The sequence below is a fragment of the Pseudomonas sp. P42 genome, assembly GCF_017973755.1.
Classification (GTDB): Bacteria; Pseudomonadota; Gammaproteobacteria; order Pseudomonadales; family Pseudomonadaceae; genus Aquipseudomonas; species Aquipseudomonas iridis.
Map to the genome: position 1 here is coordinate 744,560 of NZ_JACOPU010000002.1, position 15,870 is coordinate 760,429.

The 15,870-nt window shown below is 58.9% G+C and carries 15 protein-coding genes and 1 pseudogene; 14 read left to right on the forward strand and 2 right to left on the reverse strand.

Annotation, left to right across the window (positions count from 1 at the left end; translation table 11 throughout):
* Nucleotides 1–7 precede the first annotated feature (7 nt).
* From H8B20_RS08375 to H8B20_RS08390, 4 genes are all read left to right on the forward strand, one after another.
* The gene (locus H8B20_RS08375; RefSeq protein WP_210622825.1) at nucleotides 8–628 is read left to right on the forward strand and encodes a 2-dehydro-3-deoxy-6-phosphogalactonate aldolase; all 621 of its coding nucleotides are present in this window, start codon (nucleotides 8–10) and stop codon (nucleotides 626–628) included.
* Between the two features lie 46 nt (nucleotides 629–674).
* A complete protein-coding gene (dgoD, locus tag H8B20_RS08380; protein ID WP_042560405.1) occupies nucleotides 675–1,823 on the forward strand; it encodes a galactonate dehydratase in 1,149 nt (382 codons plus the stop codon).
* 172 nt (nucleotides 1,824–1,995) lie between these two features.
* A complete protein-coding gene (locus H8B20_RS08385; RefSeq protein WP_042560404.1) occupies nucleotides 1,996–3,306 on the forward strand; it encodes an MFS transporter in 1,311 nt (436 codons plus the stop codon).
* Nucleotides 3,307–3,366: 60 nt separating this feature from the next.
* Nucleotides 3,367–4,170: an IclR family transcriptional regulator gene (locus H8B20_RS08390; RefSeq protein ID WP_042560403.1), complete on the forward strand. Its 804-nt coding sequence runs from the start codon at nucleotides 3,367–3,369 to the stop codon at nucleotides 4,168–4,170.
* On the opposite strand, the pseudogene H8B20_RS08395 reads toward H8B20_RS08390, so the two are convergent.
* Nucleotides 4,171–5,222, reverse strand: a pseudogene (locus tag H8B20_RS08395) (NAD(P)-dependent alcohol dehydrogenase).
* 190 nt (nucleotides 5,223–5,412) lie between these two features.
* On the opposite strand from H8B20_RS08395, the gene H8B20_RS08400 reads away from it, so the two are divergent.
* Nucleotides 5,413–6,303 (forward strand): AraC family transcriptional regulator, encoded by an 891-nt coding sequence (locus H8B20_RS08400; protein ID WP_042560401.1) that lies wholly within the window; start codon nucleotides 5,413–5,415, stop codon nucleotides 6,301–6,303.
* 183 nt (nucleotides 6,304–6,486) lie between these two features.
* Here H8B20_RS08400 and H8B20_RS08405 read toward each other — a convergent pair whose 3' ends face one another.
* The gene (locus H8B20_RS08405) at nucleotides 6,487–8,151 is read right to left on the reverse strand and encodes an electron transfer flavoprotein-ubiquinone oxidoreductase (protein ID WP_042560400.1); all 1,665 of its coding nucleotides are present in this window, start codon (nucleotides 8,149–8,151) and stop codon (nucleotides 6,487–6,489) included.
* 550 nt (nucleotides 8,152–8,701) lie between these two features.
* Between H8B20_RS08405 and H8B20_RS08410 the strand changes: the two genes are divergently transcribed.
* The 9 genes from H8B20_RS08410 to H8B20_RS08450 all read left to right on the forward strand — a co-directional run bounded on the left by H8B20_RS08410 (nucleotide 8,702) and on the right by H8B20_RS08450 (nucleotide 15,729).
* Nucleotides 8,702–9,451: an electron transfer flavoprotein subunit beta/FixA family protein gene (locus H8B20_RS08410; RefSeq protein WP_007908338.1), complete on the forward strand. Its 750-nt coding sequence runs from the start codon at nucleotides 8,702–8,704 to the stop codon at nucleotides 9,449–9,451.
* Between the two features lie 2 nt (nucleotides 9,452–9,453).
* The gene (locus H8B20_RS08415; RefSeq protein WP_042560399.1) at nucleotides 9,454–10,383 is read left to right on the forward strand and encodes an electron transfer flavoprotein subunit alpha/FixB family protein; all 930 of its coding nucleotides are present in this window, start codon (nucleotides 9,454–9,456) and stop codon (nucleotides 10,381–10,383) included.
* Between the two features lie 80 nt (nucleotides 10,384–10,463).
* The gene (locus H8B20_RS08420; protein WP_210622826.1) at nucleotides 10,464–11,291 is read left to right on the forward strand and encodes a substrate-binding periplasmic protein; all 828 of its coding nucleotides are present in this window, start codon (nucleotides 10,464–10,466) and stop codon (nucleotides 11,289–11,291) included.
* A 9-nt stretch (nucleotides 11,292–11,300) separates the two neighbouring features.
* On the forward strand, nucleotides 11,301–11,657 hold the full coding sequence (locus tag H8B20_RS08425; protein WP_210622827.1) for a DUF4398 domain-containing protein: 357 nt from the start codon (nucleotides 11,301–11,303) through the stop codon (nucleotides 11,655–11,657).
* A complete protein-coding gene (locus H8B20_RS08430; RefSeq protein ID WP_210622828.1) occupies nucleotides 11,654–12,466 on the forward strand; it encodes an OmpA family protein in 813 nt (270 codons plus the stop codon). The genes H8B20_RS08425 and H8B20_RS08430 overlap by 4 nt, the downstream gene beginning before the upstream one ends.
* Nucleotides 12,467–12,667: 201 nt before the next feature.
* On the forward strand, nucleotides 12,668–14,107 hold the full coding sequence (locus tag H8B20_RS08435) for an aminotransferase-like domain-containing protein (RefSeq protein ID WP_042560395.1): 1,440 nt from the start codon (nucleotides 12,668–12,670) through the stop codon (nucleotides 14,105–14,107).
* A 78-nt stretch (nucleotides 14,108–14,185) separates the two neighbouring features.
* Nucleotides 14,186–14,662 (forward strand): hypothetical protein, encoded by a 477-nt coding sequence (locus H8B20_RS08440; RefSeq protein ID WP_042560394.1) that lies wholly within the window; start codon nucleotides 14,186–14,188, stop codon nucleotides 14,660–14,662.
* A 165-nt stretch (nucleotides 14,663–14,827) separates the two neighbouring features.
* A complete protein-coding gene (locus H8B20_RS08445; protein ID WP_042560393.1) occupies nucleotides 14,828–15,082 on the forward strand; it encodes a YkgJ family cysteine cluster protein in 255 nt (84 codons plus the stop codon).
* Nucleotides 15,083–15,123: 41 nt separating this feature from the next.
* The gene (locus H8B20_RS08450) at nucleotides 15,124–15,729 is read left to right on the forward strand and encodes an START domain-containing protein (RefSeq protein WP_042560392.1); all 606 of its coding nucleotides are present in this window, start codon (nucleotides 15,124–15,126) and stop codon (nucleotides 15,727–15,729) included.
* Nucleotides 15,730–15,870 lie beyond the last annotated feature (141 nt).

Below are 15,870 nucleotides of genomic sequence, written 5' to 3' on the forward strand. Positions count from 1 at the left end.
GCCTGACATGCTCAAGCAAGCATTGGCGCAAAACGGTCTGATCGCGATTCTGCGTGGCCTGCATCCGCAGGAAGCTGCTGCTGTGGGAGAAGTCCTGTATGCGGCCGGATTTCGCGTCATCGAAGTACCGCTCAATTCCCCTTCGCCGTACGAAAGTATCGCCATCCTGCGTAAGGCCTTGCCACCCGATTGCCTGATCGGTGCCGGTACGGTGTTGACCCCGGAACAGGTCGAATTGGTGAAGGAGGCCGGCGGCCAGGTCATCGTCATGCCCCACAGCGATGCCAAGGTCTTGCGTGCGGCAAAAGCGGCGGGCCTGTACCTGTCGCCGGGCGTTGCCACGCCGACCGAAGCCTTCGCGGCGCTGGAGCAGGGCGCGGACATTCTCAAGCTGTTCCCGGCCGAGCAGATGGGCCCGGCGGTCGTCAAAGCCTGGCTGGCGGTATTGCCGGCCGGGACGATTCTGGCGCCGGTCGGTGGCATCACCCCGGACAACATGCAGGTGTTCATCGACGCTGGCGTCAAGGGTTTCGGTCTCGGCTCGGGGCTATTCAAACCGGGGATGAGCGTTGAGCAAGTAGCGGCGAATGCCAAGGCCTATGTGGCTGCCTGGAAAGCCCTTCGCTAAGACTTTTTGGCGCTGCGAGCGCTACATCTATAAGAGAGACAACAAGATGAAAATCACCAAACTCACCACCTTCATCGTTCCGCCGCGCTGGTGCTTCCTCAAGATCGAAACTGACGAGGGCGTGACCGGTTGGGGCGAGCCTGTGGTTGAAGGTCGTGCACACACGGTGGCGGCGGCTGTTGAGGAATTGTCCGACTACCTGATCGGCAAAGACCCACGCAACATCGAGGACATCTGGACGGTGTTGTATCGCGGCGGCTTCTACCGTGGCGGCGCGATCCACATGAGTGCGCTGGCCGGTATCGATCAGGCGCTGTGGGACATCAAGGGCAAGGCCCTTGGTGTGTCGGTCAGCGATTTGCTCGGTGGTCAGGTGCGCGACAAGATTCGCGTGTATTCGTGGATCGGCGGCGACCGTCCGGCTGACACCGCGCGTGCAGCGAAAGAGGCCGTGAGCCGTGGATTCACCGCGGTAAAAATGAACGGCACGGAAGAGCTGCAGTTTCTCGATACCTTCGAAAAAGTCGATCTCGCCCTGGCCAACGTCGCCGCCGTGCGTGATGCGGTCGGGCCGAACGTCGGCATCGGTGTCGACTTCCATGGTCGGGTGCACAAGCCGATGGCCAAGGTGCTGATGAAGGAACTCGACCCCTACAAACTGATGTTCATCGAAGAGCCGGTGCTCAGCGAGAACTACGAAGCGCTGAAAGAACTGGCACCGCTGACCAGCACGCCAATTGCACTGGGCGAGCGTCTGTTCTCGCGTTGGGACTTTAAACGTGTGCTGAGCGAAGGCTACGTCGACATCATCCAGCCGGATGCCTCCCACGCTGGCGGCATTACCGAAACCCGCAAGATCGCCAACATGGCCGAAGCCTATGACGTGGCGCTGGCGTTGCATTGCCCGCTGGGGCCGATTGCGCTGGCGGCGTGTCTGCAACTGGATGCGGTTTGCTACAACGCGTTTATCCAGGAGCAAAGCCTGGGCATTCATTACAACGAGAGCAACGATTTGCTCGACTATGTAAAAGATCCGCAGGTGTTCGATTACGACAAAGGCTTTGTGAAGATTCCGAACGGGCCGGGGTTGGGTATCGAGATCAACGAGGAATATGTGATCGAACGCGCGGCCGTCGGTCACCGCTGGCGCAACCCGATCTGGCGCCATGCCGATGGCAGTTTTGCCGAGTGGTGAGTCCAGCCTGACACACCACTAATCCCTGTGGGAGCTGGCTTGCCAGCGATGACGGCGGCACGTCCAACACTGATGTGACAGACACACCGCAATCGCTGGCAAGCCAGCTCCCACAGGGTTCCGTGCAAGTCTTAAGACTGTCCTCAAATAAACATAAGAAGAGGCATCTCTCATGCAACCGCAAACCCTCACCGGGCAGGCGTCTTTAGTCGCGCCTAGCCGAAAGCGTTTTTTCATCATGGTGTTGCTGTTTATCACCGTGGTCATCAACTACCTCGACCGCAGCAACCTGTCGATTGCCGCCCCGGCCCTGACCAGCGAACTGGGCATCGATCCGATTCACGTTGGCCTGATATTCTCTGCATTCGGCTGGACCTACGCTGCGATGCAAATCCCCGGTGGCTGGCTGGTGGATCGCGTGCCGCCACGCATTCTTTATAGCGTCGCGTTGCTGTTGTGGTCGATCGCCACCGTGATGCTTGGTTTCGCCGCCAGTTTCATCGCGCTGTTCGTCCTGCGCATGGCAGTCGGCGCGCTGGAAGCCCCGGCCTATCCGATCAACAGTCGCGTGGTGACAACGTGGTTTCCCGAGCGTGAACGCGCCACGGCGATTGGTTTTTACACGTCCGGGCAGTTCGTGGGTCTGGCCTTTCTCACGCCGGTTCTCGCGTGGCTGCAACACGAATTCGGCTGGCACATGGTGTTTGTCGCGACAGGTGCGGTGGGCATTATCTGGGCGGCAATCTGGTACGCGGTGTATCGCGAGCCACGGGATTTCAAAGGTGCCAACGATGCAGAAATCGAGCTGATCCGCGAGGGCGGCGGGCTGGTGGATATCCAGGCCGACAGCGCCAAGGTCAAAGCCAAATTCAGCTGGACCGATCTCGGCATTGTTCTCACTAAACGCAAGTTGTGGGGCATCTACCTCGGCCAGTTCTGCCTGAACTCGACACTGTGGTTTTTCCTGACGTGGTTCCCGACTTACCTGGTGAAATATCGCGGCATGGACTTCATCAAGTCTGGCTTGCTGGCCTCGTTGCCGTTTCTCGCCGCGTTCGTAGGCGTGTTGTGCTCGGGGTTCTTTTCCGACTTCTTGATTCGTCGCGGTTACACCATTGGTTTTGCGCGCAAGTTGCCGATCATTGGCGGGCTGCTGATTTCCACTTCGATCATCGGCGCCAACTTCGTCGAGTCGACGCCGCTGGTGATTGCTTTCCTGGCGCTGGCGTTTTTTGGCAATGGACTGGCCTCGATCACCTGGTCGCTGGTGTCGACACTGGCGCCGGCACGCCTGCTCGGCCTGACCGGTGGAGTGTTCAACTTCATCGGCAACCTGTCGGCGATTGCAACGCCGATCGTGATCGGTTTCCTCGCCAGCGGGGATTCGTTCGCCCCGGCGATCACCTACATCGCGGTTCTGGCGTTGATCGGTGCATTGTCCTACGTGCTGCTGGTGGGCAAGGTTGAACGTATCGAGTTGTAGTGCTTAGCGTCGGGCGACCATAATGCCGCCCGTTCCCTCGCTCAACGGTAAAGGCTGGATATGCAGGAAGACGCCCCGGAAAAAATCAAGGACGCCGCCCCCACCGGCACCCAGACGCTGCTTCGCGGGCTGGGTGTGGTGCAGGCCGTGGCCAGTGGCGCGCGTGATCTCAAGGAGATTGCCCGGCTGATCGGCACCACGCGCAGCACCACCCATCGTCTGGCCAGTTGTCTGGTGGATGAGCGCTACCTGCGCGTGGTGCCGCAAGTCGGTTATCTGCTGGGACCGAAGCTGATCGAGCTGGGCTTTCAGGCACGTGAAGAGTTGCCGCTGGTGAGCCTGGCCGGACCTTATCTGGATGAGTTGTCGGCACTGACCGGGGACACCGTTCACCTGGGGATTCGTGAAGGCGATGAAGTGCTGTATCTGCTGAAGAACCCGGGGCGCAACGGACCGGAAATGCGTTCGCGGGTAGGCCATCGTATGCCGCTGGCACGCACCGGGATCGGCAAGGCGTTGATGCTCGATGATTCGCCGCAGGATTGGCAGCGTCTGTACGACATCAGCCTGCCGGCGGGTGGGAAAAGTCAGTTCTGGCCGCAGCATCCCCAGCAGTCGTGGGAACAGCTTGAACAACGCATGACCGATTACGTGGCCGGTGGCTACGCGTTCGATCTGGAAGACAACGAACCGTCGATCCGCTGTGTGGCGGCGCCGATTCGTGATGCGAGCAAAGGCATTGTGGCGGCAATCAGCATCGCCAGCACCGTGCCCTATATGCCGCTGGAGAAAATGGCCGAGCTGATTCCCCTGATCAAAGGGGTCACAGCCCGGCTATCGGCGGAGCTGGGTTTAAAGGTGTGATTAAACCTTGAGCGTTGCCATGTCGATCACGAAACGGTACTTCACGTCGCCGGCGATCATGCGGGCGTAAGCCTCGTTGATCTGGCGGATGTCGAGCATTTCGATGTCGCAGGTGATGTTGTGCTCGGCGCAGAAATCCAGCACTTCCTGGGTTTCGGCAATGCCACCGATCAACGAGCCGGCGAGTACGCGGCGGCTCATCACCAGTTTGCCGGCGTGCACCGGTGGATCAACCGGCTCGATAAGGCCGACCAGAATGTGCACGCCGTCAAAGCGCAGGGTATCGAGGTACGGGTTGAGGTCGTGCTGCACCGGAATGGTGTCCAGCAGGAAGTCGAAGTAACCCGCGGCAACCTTCATCTGCTCGGCGTCGGTGGACACGATCACATGATCGGCGCCCTGACGACGACCTTCTTCAGCCTTGCTCGCCGAACGGGTGAACAGGGTGACTTCGGCGCCCATCGCCTTGGCGAACTTGATGCCCATGTGGCCCAGACCACCCATGCCGAGAATCCCGACCTTGTCGCCAGCCTTGACGCCGTAATGCTTGAGCGGCGAATAAGTGGTGATGCCGGCGCAGAGAATTGGCGCAGCGCTGGCCAAGGCCAGTTTTCCGGGATGCGCACGACGAAGTGCTCGCTGACGACGATGCTGTCGGAGTAGCCGCCCATGGTATTGCTGCCGTCGACCCGGTCCGGGGTGGCGTACGTCATGGTCGGGCCTTCGAGGCAATACTGCTCGAGGTTCGACTGGCAGGCTTCGCAACTGCGGCAGGAGTCGACCATGCAGCCGACGCCGACCAGATCGCCTACTTTGTGTTGGGTGACATTCGCACCGATGGCGGTGACTTTTCCGACGATCTCGTGGCCGGGCATCAACGGGTAAACAGCGATGCCCCATTCGTTGCGTGCCTGGTGGATGTCGGAGTGGCAGACGCCGCAGTAGAGAATTTCGATGGCGACGTCATCGGCGCGAGGGCTGCGGCGTTCGAATTTCATCGGGGCGAGGGGGGTGGTGGCCGATTGGGCGGCATAGCCGATAGCGGTATACATGTGAAACCTCGCAAAAGCAGTGACAAGTGAGGCGGCGCATTTTGGGCGCCGCGCGACTGTCCGGCCATGGCGATTCCTCCGGGTCTCATGCCTAATCCTCCGGCATACGGGTTTGTTCGGTCGCATTGGCAAAAGGATCTGCGATGATGCTTTCATGCCTTTTTCCGTTACTTTTTTCTGAAGAACCTCGATGCAATTAACTCGTCACCTTGATGCCAACGCCACGCTGGTTTCGCTGATTGAACCGCTGGCACTGCGCGACGGTTATTCCCCGACCGGGCTGCCGGGTGTGCAGGTGCTGCGCGCCAGTTGCGATGTTGCCCGTGGCCCGCACATCTACGAACCGAGCCTGATGATCATCGCCCAAGGCAGCAAACTGGCGTTTCTCGGGCCGCGCACCATGGAATATGGCGCCGGGCATTATCTGATTCAGGCGCTGCCGGTGCCTTTCGAGTGTGAAACCTTTGCCTTGCCGGATGCGCCGCTGCTGGGTGTGTCGGTGGCGATCGACCGGGTTTTGCTCGGCGAGCTGGTGCTGGCGATGGGGCTAGCGCCGGGGCGGCATATTCCGGCGCAGACGCCGGAGTCGATGACGTCGGTGGTGCTCGACGATGACATGCGCGGCTGTGTCGAACGGTTGCTCCGTTGTCTGCACGATCCGCTGGAGTGTCAGATTCTGGGGCCGGCGCGCATTCGCGAATTGCTGTTCGTCGCGTTGCGCGGACCGCAGGCCGATGTGTTGCGCGCGCTGGTTGAGCAGCAGGGGCAGTTCGCCCGGGTGGCGGCGTCGATCAGTCATTTGCACGCGCATTACACCGAACCGTTGAATGTCGAAACATTGGCCAGTTGCGCGAACATGAGCGTGTCGACCTTTCATGAGCATTTCAAGCGCAGCACGTTGTTGTCACCGGTCCAGTATTTGAAACGCTTGCGGCTGCTCAAGGCGCAGACATTACTGGTGGCTGAGGGATTGGGTGTGGCGCAGGTAGCGCATCGGGTGGGGTATCAGAGTACTTCGCAGTTCAGTCGTGAATATAAGCGCTACTTTGAGCGCAGCCCAGGCGATGAACGCGCTGCTTGAGGATCTACACAATCCCTGTGGGAGCTGGCTTGCCAGCGATTGCGGTGGTTCAGGCTGCCAGGATGTTGTCTGACACGGCCCCATCGCTGGCAAGCCAGCTCCCACAGGGTTTGATGTGATGCATTGAATGGCGGGCAACAAAAAGGCCCCCGTTTCGGGAGCCTTGTTGTTCAGCGGTTCGGCTTACATGTTCGGGTAAGTCGGGCCGCCAGCGCCTTCCGGCGTCACCCAGGTGATGTTCTGCGAAGGGTCCTTGATGTCACAGGTCTTGCAGTGCACGCAGTTCTGGGCGTTGATCTGGAAGCGTTTCTCGCCGTCTTCCTTGGTGATCACCTCGTACACGCCGGCCGGGCAGTAGCGCTGCGCCGGCTCATCGTACAGCGGCAGGTTTTTGCTGATCGGAATGCTCGGGTCGGTCAGCTTCAAGTGGCAAGGCTGTTCTTCTTCATGGTTGGTACCGGAGATGAACACCGAGCTGAGTTTGTCGAAGCTGAGTTTGCCGTCGGGTTTCGGGTAGTCGATCTTCTTGCAGTCTGCCGCGAGCTTGAGGCAGGCGTAATCCGGCTTGTTGTCATGCAGGGTGAACGGCAGTTTGCCGGCGAAGATGTTCTGATCCAGCCAGTTGAAACCACCGCCGAGGATCGCGCCGAACTTGTGGATCGCCGGGCCGAAGTTACGGCTGGCGAACAGTTCGTCGTAGAGCCAGCTCTTCTTGAAGGCGTCGACGTAAGTGGTCAGCTCTTCAGTGCCGTCCTTTTCAGCGAACAGCGCGTCAGCCACCGATTCAGCGGCGAGCATGCCGGATTTCATCGCGGTGTGGCTGCCTTTGATCTTGGCGAAGTTCAGGGTGCCGAGATCGCAACCGATCAGCGCGCCGCCCTTGAAAACCATCTTCGGCAGCGAGTTCAGGCCACCTTTGCAGATTGCGCGGGCGCCGTAGCTGATGCGCTTGCCGCCTTCCAGATACTGAGCCAGCACCGGGTGATGTTTCAGGCGCTGGAACTCGTCGAACGGCGACAGGTAGGTGTTGCTGTACGACAGATCAACGATCAGGCCGACCACTACCTGATTGTTTTCCAGGTGATAGAGGAACGAGCCGCCGGTGTTCTCGGTGCCCATGATCTCCAGTGGCCAACCGGCGGTGTGAACCACCAGGCCTGGCTGGTGTTTGGCCGGATCGATTTCCCAGATTTCTTTCAGACCGATGCCGTAATGCTGGGCGTCGGCATCGCTGTCGAGGTTGAAACGCTTGATCAGTTGCTTGCCGATGTGGCCACGGCAACCTTCGGCGAACAGCGTGTACTTGCCACGCAGCTCCATGCCCGGGGTATACAGGCCTTCTTTCGGATTGCCTTCGCGATCGACACCGAGGTCGCCGGTGATGATCCCGCGAACCACGCCTTGTTCGTCGATCAGCGCTTCCTGAGCAGCGAAGCCCGGGTAGATTTCTACGCCCAGGTTCTCGGCCTGCTGGGCGAGCCAGCGGCACAGGTTGCCCAAGGAGATAATGTAATTGCCTTCGTTGTGCATGGTCTTGGGCACAAAGAAGTCTGGAATTTTCTGCGCGCTTTCGGCGTTTTTCAGCACGAAGATGTCATCGCGGGTAACCGGCGTGTTCAGCGGGGCGCCGAGTTCTTTCCAGTCCGGGAACAGTTCGTTCAGAGCGCGTGGTTCGAACACGGCACCGGAAAGGATGTGTGCGCCGACTTCGGAGCCTTTTTCGACCACGCAGACGCTGATTTCCTTACCGGCTTCGGCGGCCTTCTGCTTCAAGCGGCAGGCGGCGGACAGGCCAGCGGGGCCGGCACCGACGATGACCACGTCGAATTCCATGTATTCGCGTTCCACAGGCTATCTCCTACTCAAGGCTCAACAGTTTTTTTTCTAATATGGAGGTTTGATGTCGCTTCCGCTACGCCTTTACGTTAACGTCAAGGGGATAAAGGAGAAGCCACCTTTCTCTCTAGGGGGCGCATTATATCTACACCACTCCTAGCGTCCAATACAAACGTTTGTTTGAATCGGCTCCAGCCCAGATAAATCAAAGAAGCGCGGCTTATGAATGGTCATTTTGCTGTATTGACCGGAATAGGCGTTCCGGTCAAGATACGGGCGGTTTTGCGCTCGCCGTAGGCAGACTGGCGGTTTCAAGAGCACCTCTAAAGACAGGGCGTAGGCAGTACAAGGTGATGCGCAGCGCAGGTGCGGCGCGCAGTTTACACACCGTGAAGAGGCATGACTCGTCGGTCACCACTGACGAACGGTCACAGCACTTCGCAGCGTGGAATCACCGCGTATACAGGCCGGCGTTTTTAGAGGTGCCCTTGTAGCCCGATGAGCATCAACCGCCAGGTTCGCCTAGGCGACTTTCTTTTCACCGGAGAGTAACGAGGAATCCATGAAGGTTCTTGTAGCTGTCAAACGCGTTGTGGATTACAACGTCAAGGTTCGCGTCAAGGCGGACAATTCCGGCGTAGACCTCGCCAACGTCAAGATGTCGATGAACCCGTTCTGCGAAATCGCAGTGGAAGAAGCCGTACGCCTGAAAGAGAAAGGTGTTGCGACTGAAATCGTCGTCGTCTCCATCGGCCCGACCACCGCTCAGGAGCAGCTGCGTACCGCACTGGCTCTGGGTGCCGACCGTGCCATCCTCGTCGAATCCGCTGAAGATCTGACCTCGCTCGCCGTGGCCAAACTGCTCAAGGCTGTGGTCGACAAGGAACAGCCTCAGCTGGTGATCCTTGGCAAACAAGCCATCGACAGCGACAACAACCAGACCGGCCAGATGCTTGCTGCACTGAGCGGTTATGGTCAGGGCACGTTCGCCTCGAAAGTCGAAGTCTCCGGTGACAGCGTTGCCGTGACTCGCGAAATCGACGGCGGCGCGCAGACTGTTTCGCTGAAACTGCCGGCGATCGTCACCACCGACCTGCGTTTGAACGAGCCGCGCTACGCGTCCCTGCCAAACATCATGAAAGCCAAGAAGAAGCCTCTCGAAGTGCTGACTCCGGACGCTTTGGGCGTTTCCACCGCCTCCACCAACAAGACCCTGAAAGTCGAAGCGCCGGCTGCACGCAGCGCAGGCATCAAGGTCAAGTCGGTGGCTGAACTGGTCGAGAAACTGAAAAACGAAGCGAAGGTAATCTAATCATGACTATCTTGGTAATCGCCGAACACGACAACAAAGTGCTGGCTCCGGCCACACTGAACACCGTGGCTGCTGCTGCCAAAATCGGCGGCGACATCCACGTTCTGGTTGCTGGTCAAGGCGCTGGCGCCGTGGCTGAAGCCGCTGCGAAAATCGCAGGTGTGAGCAAAGTCCTGAACGCTGACAACGCGGCTTACGCGCATCAGCTGCCGGAAAACGTTGCTCCGCTGGTCGCAGAACTGGGCGCTGGCTACAGCCACATCCTGGCTGCCGCCACCTCCAACGGCAAAAACATCCTGCCACGCGTTGCTGCGCAGCTGGACGTTGACCAGATCTCCGAGATCATCTCGGTAGAAAGCGCTGACACCTTCAAGCGTCCGATCTACGCCGGTAACGCCATCGCTACCGTGCAATCGACGGCTGCGATCAAAGTCATCACCGTGCGCGCCACCGGTTTCGATCCGGTTGCTGCTGAAGGTGGTTCGGCTGCTGTTGAAGCTGTTGGCGCTGCACACGACGCCGGTACTTCGAGCTTCGTCGGCGAAGAGCTGGCGAAGTCTGATCGTCCTGAGTTGACCGCTGCCAAGATCGTCGTTTCCGGCGGCCGCGGCATGCAGAACGGCGACAACTTCAAGCACCTGTACGCCCTGGCCGACAAGCTGGGCGCTGCTGTAGGTGCTTCGCGCGCCGCCGTCGACGCAGGTTTCGTACCGAACGACATGCAGGTCGGTCAGACCGGCAAAATCGTTGCGCCACAGCTGTACATCGCCGTCGGTATCTCCGGCGCGATCCAGCATCTGGCCGGTATGAAAGACTCCAAAGTGATCGTTGCGATCAACAAGGACGAAGAAGCGCCGATCTTCCAGGTAGCTGATTACGGTCTGGTAGCAGATCTGTTTGAAGCAATCCCTGAGCTGGAGAAGCTGGTCTAATCCAGCGGCTTCACTTATAAAGAGCCCGACCTTTTGGTCGGGCTTTTTTTTGTCTCGGGTTTGAGTGGGAGCGTTTGGCTATGGATCTGCGCTGCGGATTGTTGTTGGGATTGGCGCTGTTGCCAGGATTGGCCTCGGCCTCGGCCGCGGGCAAGTGCGAGCGCCTCATCGTCACCGGCAGCCCGGATGCTCCGCCGTATCTGTGGCAGGATCCGCAAAACCCCAAGCAGTTGATCGGTGCCAGCGCAGACCTGTTGCAGCAAGTGGCCAAAGACTTGGGCATCAAAGTCGAGTTGCTCTACGCCGGCAAGCGCTCGCAGGCCCTCGATGAGGTGCGCAGTGGGCGCATGGACATGCTGGCCGATGCGTCGCTGACGCTCAATGAGCTGGAGAACCTCGACTACATCCATCCGCCGCTGCTGGAAAACGACTATCTGGTGTGGACGCGCAAAGGCTCTACGCTGACCTACGGCGAAGCCAGCGACCTGCACGGTCATACCGGTGGCGTGTCGGAAAAGTCTCGAATGACCCAGGCATTCGGCACTTTCGCCGCTCAGCAATTGACCCTGACCCGGACAGCAAACCTCACCCAGGCCTTTCAGAAACTTCTGCTGGGTGAAGTGGAATATGTACTCGCCGGACGCTACTCGGGCATGGCCGCCTCGCAGGCGTTGGGCATGGCCGATGACCTGCTGGCGTTTGAACAACCGATCGACAGACCCGGTCTGTTCCTCGCGGTTTCCCACAACTCGGCGTGCAACGATCCGTGGTTGCGCGGACAGCTGGCCAAAAAGATGACAGAATTGCCCGCGTCCGGACTGACGGAAGCCGCGCTGCAACGCAATATCGAGCGCTGGAAGGCGCAGCAGCAACAGCCGCAACATTCTGTCAGTGCCCCAAAACAGTAGGGATTCTTAGTGAGTATTCGACCTCTTTTCGCGGCTGTGGCCGTTCTGGCCATGGCCGGTTGCGCGACCGATCCGGCACCCATTGAACAAATGCGTTTGACCGAGCAGGCCATTGCCCAGGCCAAGGCCGTCGGTGCCACTGGCGATGACGTGCCGGAAATGAAACTGGCCGAAACCAAGTACAACCGGGCCAAAGCCAACATGGCAGACGAATCCTTTCGGAACGCGCGCATGCGTTCCGAACAGGCTGAACTCGACGCACGTCTGGCAGAAGCCAAAGTGCTGACCCAGAAAAGCGAAGAACAGTTGAATGTGCTTAACACCCGCATCGTCCGTCTGCGCAAGCAACTGGGAGATGCCCAATGAGCCTCAAATCCAAGGTCCTCGGTGCTCTGATTCTCGTCGGTTGCGCGAGCCTGTTCGGCTGCGCCGGTCAGCACAGTGAATCCGCTTTGCAAGAGGCCGGCGCCGACTTCCAGAAGGTCAAGGAAGATTCCAACGTGCTGCGCATTGCGCCGAAAGACGTGATCCGCGCCGGCGAGTCCCTGGCCCGTGCCGATCGCCTGTCCACTTACTGGGGCAGCGGTTCGGACGTGGTGCACTACGCCTACCTGAGCCAGCGTTATAGCGCGATTGCCCGCGAGCACACCAATCAAGTGCTCAACGAAGAACGTGCAGCCAAGCTCGAACTGGATCGTCAGCGCCTGCAACTGGCCCTGCGTGAATCAAAACTGCTGAGCGTGCAGCAGCAGGGCAAGTGGCTCGAAGAGCAGATTGTTGCGCTGGCCACCACGCAGACTGATCGTGGTCTGGTGATGACCTTGGGTGACGTGTTGTTCGACACCGGTGAAGCGGAGCTGAAAAACTCGGCCAACCGCGTTGTTCTGAAGATTGTGCAGTTCCTGCAGTTGAATCCGAAGCGCGTAGTGCGTATCGAGGGCTACACCGACAGCACCGGCGGCAAACAGGAAAACCTCAAACTGTCCCGCGACCGCGCGCAGTCGGTGGCCGATGTGCTGATGGACCTGGGCATCGACGACAAACGTATTCAGGTCGAAGGTTACGGTGACGAATACCCGGTGGACGCCAACGCTTCCGAGCGTGGGCGAGCACAGAACCGTCGTGTGGAAATTGTGTTCTCCGACGAAAAAGGCCAGCTCGGCGCCGCCCGTTGAGGGTTGCGTCTCTGGAAAGCCCGGACTGTCATGCAGTGCCGGGCTTTTTTACGCCTGTCCAATAGCGCGCAAATCAGTACAGTTGTGGCAGACAACGCACTGTATGGTCGTCTATGGTGACAACTGTCCCAGTACACTTCTAAACTGTTCCGGTATTGTTTCACACAAGAATAAAATGCCCGTGAAATCGAGTGCTGCGTCATGACCAATCTCTTGCTCTACCAACGTATTGCTCAGCAACTGGCCGAGGACATCCGTCGTGGTGTCTATCAACCGGGGGAGCGCGTGCCTTCGGTACGCAAGATGAGTTCGCAGCTCAACGTCAGCCATGCTACGGTTTTGCAGGCTTACGCCAATCTCGAAGACCAAGGCCTGATTCGCGCCAGACCGCAGTCTGGTTATTACGTGCACCAGACGCCCGCGCTGACGGCACCGACGCCGGATATCGCCCGGGTCGAGCGGCCAGGACTGGTCACGCGCAGCAGCATCATTCAGCAGGTTCTGGTCGAGTCGCGCCGCGAAGGCGTTTTTCCGTTGGGCGCCGCAGTGCCGAGCGTGGACTATTTGCCGGTGCGGGCGCTGCACCAGCAACTGGCCAAAGTCACTCGCTTCCACAGCCCGCGAGCGTTCAGCTACATGTTCAGCCCCGGCTTCGAACCACTGCGCCGGCAAGTGGCGATCCGCATGCGCGACGCGGGCGTGGTGGTCGACCCGTCTGAAGTGGTGATCACCCACGGTTGTGTCGATGCGTTGCAGATGTCGCTGCGCGTGCTGACCCGGCCGGGCGATCTGATCGCCGCCGAGTCGCCGACCTATTACGGGCTGCTGCAACTGGCCGACCTGCTGGGCCTGAAAGTCATTGAGATCCCCAGCGATCCCGCCACCGGCATGAGCCTCGAAGCGCTGCAGCTGGCCGCCAACCAGTGGTCGATCAAGGCGTTGGTGTTGACCACGCGCCTGAGCAATCCTCTGGGCGGCACCATGCCTGAAGAGCGGCAGAAACAACTGCTGCGCCTGGCGTCGGATTTCGATATCCAGATCGTCGAAGACGACATCTATGGCGAGTTGATGTTTGAACAGGGCCGCACCAAGGCCCTCAAGGCGTATGACCGACTTGACCGAGTGATCTATTGTTCGAGCTTCTCCAAGACCCTGTCGCCCGGTGTGCGAATCGGCTGGATGATTGCCGGTAAGTACCAGCAGGAAATCCAGCGCTTGCAGACCTTCAGCACCCATTCGGCGTGCAGCGTGACGCAAATGGCGATTGCCGCCTATCTTGAAAACGGCGGCTATGACCGGCATTTACGGTACATCCGTCAGGAATACCGGAAAAACCTCAGCGCCTTCCAGTTGGCGGTGCAGCAGCACTTCCCCGAAGGCACGCAAATGACCCGGCCCACGGGCGGTTTTATCCTCTGGGTGAGTCTGCCGGGGCGGGTCAATACTCAGGAATTGCACGTGCGCGCGTTGCAGCAGGGCATCAGTATCGCGCCCGGCCTGATCTTCAGTAATACAGAGCAATTCAATCACTGTATCCGCCTGAACTGCGGCATTCCGTGGAACCGCGAGGCGGAGCGGGCGTTGATGACCCTTGGAATGTTGGCAACCCAACTGTGTCAGGAAACGGCGGTCGGTTTCTGAACGAAGGTACGGACAGACTTGTCTTGTGACGCTCAACAAGCGAGCATATGGCCCTCTGCCGTTAGTGTCGTTGGGTTCATGAAAGCGATTTTTTCTGCCGCCGGGATTGTCCTTTGCTTGCTGATGATCAGTCATTCGCCGGGTGTCATGGCGGCTGCGGTCCAGGAAAAACCGGCCGCGGCGGCGACCCAGAAGAAAGCGCTGGCGAGCCAAACAAATACGCCGGCTAATGTGCAGAAGAAGAAAGCTGCGCCGGTAAAGAAGCGTCCACCAGTGGCTTCCAAGTCGAAATCTGCCAGCGAAGTGGCGAAAACCAAACTGCCGTCAGCCAGACTCGACTTGAGCTTGCCCAAGGACATGGTTGAAGAGTTGAAACCAATCGGCACAGTCAATCTGCCCAAGCGCGAACCGATCCTGCCGCAAATGTTTGGCGAGAAGAACAGCGGGTTCCAGCTCAATGGCCGTTTACTCAGCAACGAAATGCAGTTGCAACTGCGCAATGACGAGCGTCGTGAAGTAGACGGCGCAGCCCTGGATTTTGAATTCAAGCAGTGAATCCAATGCATCTGTGAGCCCTGAACCAGACGCTTTGTCGGAGACTGGTCAGTCACATTCACTTATCCGTAAAAACCCCGGCGCAGGGAATTTTAAACAGCCGTTTTACCGGTTACCCTGTCCGCGTCCCTTTCACACATCGCCCCTCGCGAGGATTTGTTCGTCATGAAATGCCGTGAAGGCTGTGGCGCCTGCTGCATTGCCCCCTCCATCAGCTCGGCGATTCCCGGCATGCCTGATGGCAAACCTGCCGGCGAACGTTGCGTGCAACTCTCGGTCGAAAACCTGTGCAGCATTTTCGGCCGCCCGGAGCGCCCAGCTGTCTGTTCGGGCTTTGCCGCCGATGTCGAAGTCTGTGGCGATAGCCAGGAAGAGGCGATCAAGTTGATCGGCTGGTGGGAGCAAATGACGGCGGCCTGATGTGTCAAACGAACGGAACTTCAACAATAAGGAAAAAGACTATGGGTTCGCTGCATCGTATTGCTGTGTTGTGTGGTTTGACCGCCGTACTGGCCACGTCGCTGGCGCAGGCTGAAGACTGGAAAGTCGCCAAGAACGAGGACGGCATCAAGGTTTCCCTGAGCGAAATCCCGGGTTCGGACTACAAGTCCTATCAGGGCGTAGCCTTGATGAAGACTACTGTCGCCAAGTTGCGCGCGCTTCAGGACGATGTGACGGGCGCTTGTGCATGGATTTACGAATGCAAAACCCAGAAACTGCTCAAGCACGAAGGTGATCAGAGTTGGACTTATACCCAGTTCAATACGCCGTGGCCCGTGACTCCGCGTGATTCGGCAACCCATGTCACCACCGTCGAAGGCGCCGATGGCAGTCTGACTCGCACTCTTGAAGGTGTGCCGACGTACATTCCGGAAGAAAAAGGGTTTGTCCGCGTGGCCCAGGTCAAGGGTTTCTGGAAGTTCGTGCCCAAAGGCGATCAGGTTGAAGTGACCTATCAAGTGCACACCGAGCCAGGCGGCAGTGTCCCGGCGATGGTTGCCAACAAGTTCGTCGTTGATGCTCCTTTCAACACCCTTAAAGCTCTTAAAGAGCGCGCCGAGAAGTAATTCCCGTCTTAATGAAGCGCCCCGATCGATTCGGGGCGTTTTGTTTTGCGGTTTATATTGTGTTTCCAGATATGCGTTGAACGAAATTTTCACAACGCGTTCAAGACAATCCGCCCGCGCTGTTTCCATGCTGTCCCGTGG